Annotated in this window: 9 protein-coding genes and 1 pseudogene; all 10 read left to right on the forward strand. The window is 48.0% G+C overall.

The window, feature by feature from the left end; all coding sequences use genetic code 11:
- Positions 1 to 44: 44 nt before the first annotated feature.
- Positions 45 to 173 (forward strand): annotated as a pseudogene (locus tag LN893_RS19775) (IS3 family transposase); the annotation flags it as partial.
- A gap of 753 nt (positions 174 to 926) precedes the next feature.
- A complete protein-coding gene (locus tag LN893_RS19780; RefSeq protein WP_229973088.1) occupies positions 927 to 3,875 on the forward strand; it encodes a PAS domain-containing sensor histidine kinase in 2,949 nt (982 codons plus the stop codon).
- Positions 3,856 to 4,092, forward strand: a complete 237-nt coding sequence (locus LN893_RS19785) for a response regulator (RefSeq protein WP_229973089.1) — start codon at positions 3,856 to 3,858, stop codon at positions 4,090 to 4,092. The genes LN893_RS19780 and LN893_RS19785 overlap by 20 nt, the downstream gene beginning before the upstream one ends.
- Before the next feature lie 221 nt (positions 4,093 to 4,313).
- A complete protein-coding gene (gntA, locus tag LN893_RS19790; protein WP_229973090.1) occupies positions 4,314 to 5,024 on the forward strand; it encodes a guanitoxin biosynthesis heme-dependent pre-guanitoxin N-hydroxylase GntA in 711 nt (236 codons plus the stop codon).
- A gap of 7 nt (positions 5,025 to 5,031) precedes the next feature.
- Positions 5,032 to 5,646 (forward strand): DUF1989 domain-containing protein, encoded by a 615-nt coding sequence (locus LN893_RS19795; protein WP_229973091.1) that lies wholly within the window; start codon positions 5,032 to 5,034, stop codon positions 5,644 to 5,646.
- A gap of 410 nt (positions 5,647 to 6,056) precedes the next feature.
- On the forward strand, positions 6,057 to 6,530 hold the full coding sequence (locus LN893_RS19800) for a hypothetical protein (protein ID WP_229973092.1): 474 nt from the start codon (positions 6,057 to 6,059) through the stop codon (positions 6,528 to 6,530).
- 227 nt (positions 6,531 to 6,757) lie between these two features.
- Entirely contained in the window at positions 6,758 to 7,000 is a 243-nt protein-coding gene (locus LN893_RS19805) for a hypothetical protein (RefSeq protein ID WP_229973093.1), read from the forward strand.
- Between the two features lie 495 nt (positions 7,001 to 7,495).
- Positions 7,496 to 7,666 (forward strand): helix-turn-helix domain-containing protein, encoded by a 171-nt coding sequence (locus tag LN893_RS20925; RefSeq protein WP_369427719.1) that lies wholly within the window; start codon positions 7,496 to 7,498, stop codon positions 7,664 to 7,666.
- Between the two features lie 255 nt (positions 7,667 to 7,921).
- Positions 7,922 to 8,188: a putative quinol monooxygenase gene (locus tag LN893_RS20930; RefSeq protein WP_369427720.1), complete on the forward strand. Its 267-nt coding sequence runs from the start codon at positions 7,922 to 7,924 to the stop codon at positions 8,186 to 8,188.
- A gap of 429 nt (positions 8,189 to 8,617) precedes the next feature.
- Positions 8,618 to 8,871, forward strand: a 254-nt coding sequence (locus LN893_RS19810; RefSeq protein WP_229973094.1) for a TetR/AcrR family transcriptional regulator, incomplete at its 3' end; no start/stop codon positions are given.

Raw genomic sequence — 8,871 nt, forward strand, 5'->3', positions numbered from 1 at the left:
AGGTTTATACGAACTAAGAACCTTAAGTTGACGGCATTGGGAAAGAGGCCCCCTTGGCCGTCTTTGAATACATCGAAGGTTTCTACAACAGGAAAAGGAGGCACTCGGCGCTTGGTTACCTGACTCCTTGCCAGTATGAAAACCTATTATACGACCAAGCAGTGGCTGCCTGAAAAAAGTCTCCAGTAAAACATTGTAATTCCACTGGTGCATTACGGTTGTTTACGTCAGGGCTTTTTCTTCCCTCTCCCACTTTTCCATATCCATTTCTTTGATACAACTTGAAGAAGCCATTGAGTTCTCAATGATAGGGTTAAGCACTTAAATGAGTAAATTTATACTTAAAAATTACACTTACAAGCCTAACTTCGCGCCGTATCTTTTTTGCACTGAATTAATACTGAAAACTGCAAAAAGATCTAACTTAATGACAGTGCGTCTGCTTCAGAGTTTGTTGAATTCCCTGTTTAAAATCAATATAGCGTATTAACCATGAATACTTTGATTCCTGCAGCGCACTGGTAGCTTATATTTATAAATGTACAGGTTAAGAAGCGAAGCAGTACACCTCATATATCATCAGGGGTTACTGTTAGCTTTGCATACGGTTGGGGCCTCACTCCACACACCTTTCCTACCGTAGCAAATGCTTTTTCCTTTCTGCCGATAATGATCAGTCTTACCCTCATACAGGTAACATATTTCCAATCTCAAAAAAAAGGATTTTAGGACGTAAGAAAGGAGCTAGTTTCAATAGTAAACAAATGGGAAGCAGGGGTAGTATTAGAAAGGGTACAGTAATCTGGCACGCAACAAGCTTCAACAACATTATCCTATTTACAATAGCTGCTAAGTTAATCATCGTGTGAGGTATGAACTTTTGTGTTAATTTATTTTGTCCTATTTATAAGCTAACTTTATGAGCTATGAAAAGCAGTCAGAATAAAATAGTGCAAAATTATGTTTTAAGGTATTCCCTCGACATGATCTGCGTTATTGACGAAGAGGCAAGACTTGTACAGATTAGCGATGCCTGCAAGCAGCTGTTGGGTTTTACAGAAGAAGAGCTGGCTGGACTCTCCATAACCTGTTTTGTTCATCCTGAAGACCAATCCAGAACCCTGGAAACTTTACAGTCTATTAGAGAGAGAAGCGCAGGCACACAATTCGAAATCTCAGCTGCCAGTAAGCACGGTCAGCAGGTCCCTTTGCTTTGGTCTGTTGCCTGGCTGAAGGAAGAGAACTGCTTTCTCTGCGTGGTAAGAGACATCACAGCGCAGAAGCAGGCTGAAAAGGAAATGCGCAGAAAGGAAGCGGTCCAGCGGGTCTTGGTTGACCATGGCTCAGACATGCAGGCGCTGCTGGATGCGCACGGAAACTACCTTTACGTAGCCGTTGCCGAGCCCTATGAAAGGGCCTTCGGCTACAGCCCTGATCAGATAATGGGGGCCAACGCTCTCTCCTTTGTTCACCCCGATGATATTGGCAGGATTGAGCAGGCGTTTGTGCGCCTTCGTCAGACGCAGGAGCCGGTAAGGGTTCCGGATGTCAGGTTCAAGGCCTCCAACGGGGAGTGGCGCTGGGTGGAGACAACGGGGAGCAACCAGCTGGGAAACCCCGATGTGCAGGCCATCGTTGTCAGCTCAAGGGACATCACCGAGCAAAAGCAGGTCCTGCTGCAGCTGGCGGAAAGCGAGCAGCGGTTTAAGTCTCTATTCGACAATAACCCGTCCATGGTGCTCTATCAGAATTGGGAAGGCACTATTCTGGATGCCAACCCTGCCTTCCTTTCTTTTGTGGGTAAGCGGGGGGAAGATGTCATGAACCGTCCCCTTTCTGATTTTCTGCCTTCCGAGGCGGTGCCGCTTTGTAGGCAAAAGCTACAGGAGGCCTTCTCCGGCAGCGTGGTGAGCTTCGAGGCGGAGATGACCTTTGGGGAGCTGGGGCACAGGGTGCTCAGCTTCGTAAAGGTCCCTTTGACTGTCGCTGGAAGGACAGTCGGTGCGCATACGGTTATCACAGATATAACGGACGTGACACAGGCCCGCAGAACCGTCGAGCAGCAGGCCGCAAAGCTCGGCACCATCTTCGAAAGCATCACGGACGCGTTCTTCACCTTAGACAGAAACTGGAACTTCACCTATACCAACGCTGAGTTCGACAATATCCTGCTCGTGGAAAGCAGCGGGTTTATAGGCAGGTGCATCTGGGACGTGTACCCCGAGGAGACCAACGGGCTCTTTTACAGGGAATATCACCGGGCCGTGGAAACAGACGGCTCCGTCCATTTCCAGGCCTATCTGGAGAGGCTTGAAAAGTGGCTGGAGGTGAAGGCCTTCCCTTCCGGGGAGGGCCTCTCGGTTTACTTCAGTGACATCACCGAGCAGGTGCACCAGCAGAAGGAGCTCGAAAAGCTGTCGCTGGTGGCAAGCAAGACGCTCAACTCCGTTGTCATTCTGGACAGGGAAGCGCGGATAGAGTGGGCAAACGAGAGCTTCACCAGGCTTACAGGCTACACCCTCCCCGAGGCAGCGGGCAAAAAGCCCTTCGACCTGCTCTGGGGGGCGGATACTGACCCGGTCACTGCCCAGCGGATCAAAGAAAGGGCGAAGAATGCCCAGCCAATAAAGGAAGAGGTCCTGGTTTACAGGAAGTCTGGGGAAAAGCGCTGGTTTGAAGTGGAGGTTACGCCGATATTCGATGGGGCAGGCGAGCTGGTGTACCGTATCGGCATACAGACCGACGTCACCGAGAGGGTGAAGTCAAAGAGGGAGCTTGAAAAGCTGTCGTTGGTGGCCAGCAGAACCTCCAACAGCATCATCATTATGGATGCCGAGAGGCGGGTAGAGTGGGTAAATGAGGGCTTCACCAAGATGACGGGCTACACGCTGGCAGAAATCGGCGGCAAAGACCCGAGAGACCTGCTCATCGGGCCCGATACGGACAAAGCCGAGCTGCAGCGGATTGTAGAGAAGTTTGCCGAAGGGGTTTCATTCAACACGAACCTTGTCAACTACAGGAAATCGGGCGAGGCCTTTTGGCTTGCAATGGATGTCAGCCCTGTCTTCGGCACAGCGGGCAGTGTCACTCATTTCGTTGCCATCCAGAAGGACATCACCTTCCGCAAGGAAGCGGAGGCCAACCTGGTAAAGATGAGCCAGGCCCTTTACCAGCAGAACAAGGACCTGGAGCAGTTCACCTACATCGTCTCCCATAACCTACGGGCCCCTGTCGCCAACGTCCTGGGGCTGTCTTCCCTCCTCTCAAGAATGGACAAAGGGTCGAGTCTGTATGAAGAGACCCTGTCGAACTTGAGGCTGAGCGCGCACAGGATGGACACCGTGCTCAGGGACCTGAACACCATACTCAGCATCCGGGACAGCAAGGGAAGCCTGGAGCGGGAGCGAGTAAATGTTAAATTGAAAATACAGCAGGCGCTCACCTCCCTGCAGGAGCGGCTTGAGAGGTGCGGAGGCGTGGTGACGGTAGACATGGACGAGGACCTTTATCTCTGGGCAAACAAAGCGTACCTGTACAGCATCTTCTACAACCTGCTGTCGAACGCCATCAAGTACAGGTCCAAAGAGCGGCCCCTCCAGGTGGAGATCAAGTGTGTGGGTGAGGCTGAGGAGGAGGTAACCATATCCTTTGAAGACAACGGTTCTGGATTCGATTTGAAAAAAGCCAAGGACAAAGTCTTCAAGCTCTACAGCCGCTTCCATCCTGAAACAGAGGGAAGGGGCATCGGCCTGTACCTGGTCAAAGCACACCTGGAAGCCATGGAGGGAGCGGTAGAAGTGACAAGTGAGGTTGGAGCAGGCACAAGGTTCTTGTTGTTTTTACCGAAAGCCAGACATGAGGATAGTCATCATTGATGACGACCGTTTAAGCATATTCCTGACGGAGAGTTTGCTGATAATGGAGGATGCCACGCATAAGATAAAGACTTTTCTCTCGGGCACGGCGACGAAGAAGCAAATTCCAAACATCATACTGCTGGACCTCATCATGCCTGTTATGGATGGGTGGTATTTTTTCTGTCTGGTTCTTTTTTATGGGGCTTTCAGTTTTGATAACAAAGTCTTTTTGTAGTAAACACCTATAATATAATACCAGATAGTCTGACACGCAATCCACAGTTGCAACAGTACGGCTGCACAATTTATGTGGTGCCTGAAGTCCCGAGTGCACCTTTTTGAAAACATAAGAGTATAACCAGCTATTGTCAGCTTAACCACTGACCCTATGGAGGGTTATCTGCAGTAGCAGCGAAAAGAGCAAAGAGCCTCACTCGCGAAACTTTATGAACCAACATGAGCACCAAAACATACTTTACGCCAGAAGAACTGGAATCTACCAACAACTTACATCTAAAAGAGCTCTTCGATAGCCTTACCGATAAGGTAGGCGACATGGAATACCCCTGTGTGGGTGCCAAGGCCGCCCTGAACTCAGGGCAGCTCCGGATAGGGGTGTATAACAATATGGCGACAGATGAAACCACTATGCGCTTGGGCCATGACCTGAAGCATTATATTGCCGAAACGCTTGCGTCCGACAGCGAGTACATGACAATGGTAGCCTTCTTCAGAGAGAAAGAGGCAACAGCTGAGCTCAACTTTGAGAATAATCTGTGGGCACAGCTGCAACTGCTGCATAACAGCGACAACAGTTCCAAACCTTGGGACCCTGAGGTTAGCAGCAACCCTGCTGACACGAACTTCAGCTTCAGCTACAACGGTACAGCTTTTTTTGTGGTGGGCCTGCACCCCAATTCAAGCAGAAAAGCAAGGAGGTTGGGCTACACAGCCATGGCCTTTAACCTGCATCGTCAGTTTGAGCAACTGCGCCAGAAAGGTGTTTATGAAAACATGAAGAAGGTGATCCGTGAGCGGGATATAGCCTATGACGGGACTATAAACCCCATGCTGAAAGACTTCGACAAGGGGCTGGAGGCACCGCAGTACAGCGGACGCCACGTGGAGGAAAGCTGGAAGTGCCCTTTTCTGGCAGGTAAACTATAATAGAGCATTGAGAAGCAAAGAATTAACAGGAATGATTGAAACAATTGCAAAGCAAACAGGTGCTGCATTCAAACTAAATCAAGGGGACAAACTGAAAGTAATTGACCCTCAGGGCGAGCAGGTAAGCGATATGGTGCTCTTCAACGCAGGGGACAAGCGCGAGAAACTCTCTTCAGGTAAGACACTGGATTTTGAGGAGACCATCCTGATAACGAAGGGCCACCACCTTTGGAGCAACCGCAGCCATAAGATGATGGAGATACTGGAAGACACCAACGGCCGTAACGATTTCCTGCTGGCTCCCTGCAGCCCAGAGACTTTTCAGATTATGTACCAGAACCCGGAATACCATCCCAGCTGTTTCGAGAACCTGTACACCAACCTGGAAAAATTTGGCATAGCGCCTGATGACGTGCCGACTGCCTTCAACATCTTCATGAATGTGCAGTTCGCCGCAGACGGCAAGCTCACCGTTGCCCCGCCCACCAGCAAGGCGGGCGACTACGTGCTGCTGGAGGCAAAGATGGATCTGATCGTTGGCCTCACGGCCTGCTCGGCTGAGCAGTCCAATAATCACAGCTTCAAACCTATACAGTATGAGGTCATACAGGCGCAAAGGTAAATTGCTTTTTAATTTACCTTATGTTCAAGGTCAGTCTGAAAACAACGTTCTATAGCAGGTATTTTGTGCGAGAACGGTCATGCATGAGGCGACAGTAAAATTGTACTGCTTTTCAGTTTATTCAAAACCTGGATACAAAGGTGCGCGTATAAACACACGGCTGAAAGTTGAAAAGTTTTACTGATAAACTTATCATACAAGAAAAGGCTCTCCATATCGGGGAGCCTTTTCTTGTTTACAGGCCGATAAGCTCATTTATGTTAAACTAACGGTTTTTTAGACTAAGTGCAAACTCATCCAGCTATGCAAGTGACGGAGCTGAGGCCTTATTTTGGCAGTACCATGTGGGATAGTCACAGCCATCGGGTATGATTCTGCGTATTTTACTTAGCCCTTGAAGCAGAGCATAAATGGAACAGCAGATAAAGTTAAAGAAAATATACGGTGACGTGTTCTTTACCGCCACAAGAAAGCAGGACAATGCCTACATCTACGCGCGGTGGTTCGGCGTGCAGTCGGTGGAGACGGTAAAGGAGGGTGGCTATAAGCTACTTGAAATGATCATGGAGAAGCCGTGCCGCATGCTGCTCAACAGCAACAAGAACGTCGTCGGCTCTTGGGACATGGCCCTGGAGTGGGCCGAGGTAGAATGGGCCCCGCAGATGAGGTCCGCTGGCCTGAGGTACCTGGCGCAGGTGGTGCCCTCGAGCATATTTGCCTCCCTTACCATTGACAGCCTGGTCCTTCGGATAGGAGACGAGTTTGAGATCAGGACTTTTGAGGAGGAAGCGGACGCGGAGGCCTGGCTCAAGTCCGTGGGTGCTCAAAAGCCCAAATATGGCTTTTTTCGGAGTGCAGATGGTGATATAGGATCTCCGCAGTAGCTTTGAGCAGGGGAAAATCGGCCTGCCGCACCTGGCATCGTTTCATATCGAAATGGCAGGGGCTCCCAAAAGGCTTCCCCTCCAGGTGGAATCGCAACAGTTTATAGGAGAGTTTCCAAGGTATTTCAGACCATGGAACAGAGGTCAATCGAATCTTTGTCGGGAGCCATGAATCTTAAACCAGGCAGTAGCATACGTGTTCAGGCTTTGCACGTATGCTACTTTCAATGGATCTATCAGAGTTTCACTCCTGGTCATTGGAGGACAGGGCCGCAGCGGTACGGAAGCGGGGCACCTTCCTGGGTACTGCCGCCCAAGACGGATACACCCATGCGCTCTACCACCTGGACGGGTTCTTCTGCGAGCTGTGGTACTGCCCAGTGTCCAGCGAGATCAAGCTGGCGCTGGGCTTCACCGACTCAAGGATGCTGGAGCCGTACCTGAAGGATATAGAGCTGCCTTACTTTTAAGGCCCCTTGCTGCAGTTGCAAAGTCTCCTGAAAAAGAAAAGGGTAGCCACAGACTACCCTATCATACCACAACAATCTAATCTAATACTATTAAACATTAACTTTGGCTAAAAGTTAAAGGACAGACACAAAGACGGCGGTATTGATTCCAGTATTAGCAAAAAAAGCCAATTATTATTGTATATCAATACAGTTTTGTTGATATAGTACAATTTTGTAAAATTAGAGCCTGCCTTGGCGTCAGAGGTTCAGCCGCTAAGCCTTTCCCAGAATTGACGTCTGCACAACTTGTGCAGCCTAAGACATAGGGTTCCCATACAACTGGCTCAGGTGCGAGTTTAGTTGCTGCTTGCAGATTATTTGGAAGAGCAACCAGAACAGATAACTACTATATACTTATAGCTTGCCTTATGATAAGCCCTCACCCAATTCGTCTCATTTAACCCTCGAATTTCTGGAAATGCGCAAGAGACGACATCCCAGAGCAACGGTGCAGTGCTGCTTTATAGATCAGTTGCCTTGGAAGCAAAGGTGCTCCTGCAGAACAGAACTCTTACTGTCTCTCAGGTAAGCGACCTGTTAAATTTTTCAGATCAGTCATTGTTTGGCAAGTTTTTTAAGGCTAATACAGGTATTTCGCCTGTTGAATACCGAAAGAAGTTTTAATTCTTCACAGTTATAAAATACGCACCGTTCTAGTCTTCTTGCCTTAAGTAAGGCTGAAGAGTTTCTTTGTTCCTTATGTTTAATAAGTCATTTTGATGAAAGCTTAAGCCCTTCTGTCCAATATTACTTGATATTTAAGCACAATTTTATCTCGTCAAGCAAGCCTGAGGCTTGGCATAGGTATCAATGAAACTCTTGCCTTTCTATAAAAAGCATTCATCCAAAAGGAATTCCAGTGCTTAACATATAGGTGTTATTCACGTAAAACCTGAGGCCATTGAGGCTCTAACAAACATTTTTGAACCACTGGTCGCCGCTACACGGCTAGAATCAGGTTACCATCGTTACGAGGTGCATCGTTCTGTCTCGGATTCTGCTACTATTATTACGCTGGAAGAGTGGCAATCAGAAGAAAGTATACAGGGACATAACCAACAGAAACATTTTCAGCTGTTTGTAAATAAGATTGAACCAGCTCTAGCAGAGCCGTTACAGATTTTCACTACGCAAAGATTCATTTGATAGATTTTTGCGAAATCTAAAAATTCAACTGTAACAGGCAATTAGCAGCTGGCTTTTTAGATTAGTGGGAATGAATTGGTACCCACATGGTATCCCAGCCAGTCAAAACTATCAGAACAATTTTATCTTTTCACTTAAAGGTACTCTACCACGCGGTTAGTCCTGAACGGTGCGCCTATCTGTTTCCTCTCCATTTTAAGGTAATAAACGAAGGCTTTCAAAATAAGCCATTACGACGAACAATCAGGCCTTTTCGCCGACTATAATTGCTTTATCAAGCGCAATTTTGCCTTATCAAACTTCGCAAGTTTTTAGGCATGACAAGCTTAACTAACCAAATTCATCAAGACAAACAGTTCTTCCGCTGCTCAAAGCAGCGGAAGAACTGTTTGTCTTGATGAATTTGGCTATGAAGGTGCTTCCATAAGGATGATAGCCGAAAGCTCAGGCGTAAATTCGGCGTTGATCAAATATTACTTCGGCTCCAAGGAGGCCCTTTATAGCGCCATCTTTGCAACTAGATTAAAACAGCTCAGTGATAAAGTCAGGAAATTTGAAGATCTTGACCTGAATCCTTACCAGAAGCAGGAAGCTAAAAATTGTGCAGCGGGTTCCTGTAAAGATTTAATTTGCAGATTCAGAAATCTCCGCAGTAGTTCCTGGCATGAACGCTACTGTCGCGG

Origin of the sequence: Pontibacter harenae (assembly GCF_020907245.1) — a bacterium.
Classification (GTDB): Bacteria; Bacteroidota; Bacteroidia; order Cytophagales; family Hymenobacteraceae; genus Pontibacter; species Pontibacter harenae.

Coding starts and splice junctions, on each gene's coding strand:
- LN893_RS19785 (WP_229973089.1), top strand. CDS start 3,856: ATGAGGATAGTCATCATTGATGACGACCGTTTAAGCATATTCCTGACG.
- LN893_RS19780 (WP_229973088.1), top strand. CDS start 927: ATGAAAAGCAGTCAGAATAAAATAGTGCAAAATTATGTTTTAAGGTAT.
- gntA (WP_229973090.1), top strand. CDS start 4,314: ATGAGCACCAAAACATACTTTACGCCAGAAGAACTGGAATCTACCAAC.
- LN893_RS19805 (WP_229973093.1), top strand. CDS start 6,758: ATGGATCTATCAGAGTTTCACTCCTGGTCATTGGAGGACAGGGCCGCA.
- LN893_RS19800 (WP_229973092.1), top strand. CDS start 6,057: ATGGAACAGCAGATAAAGTTAAAGAAAATATACGGTGACGTGTTCTTT.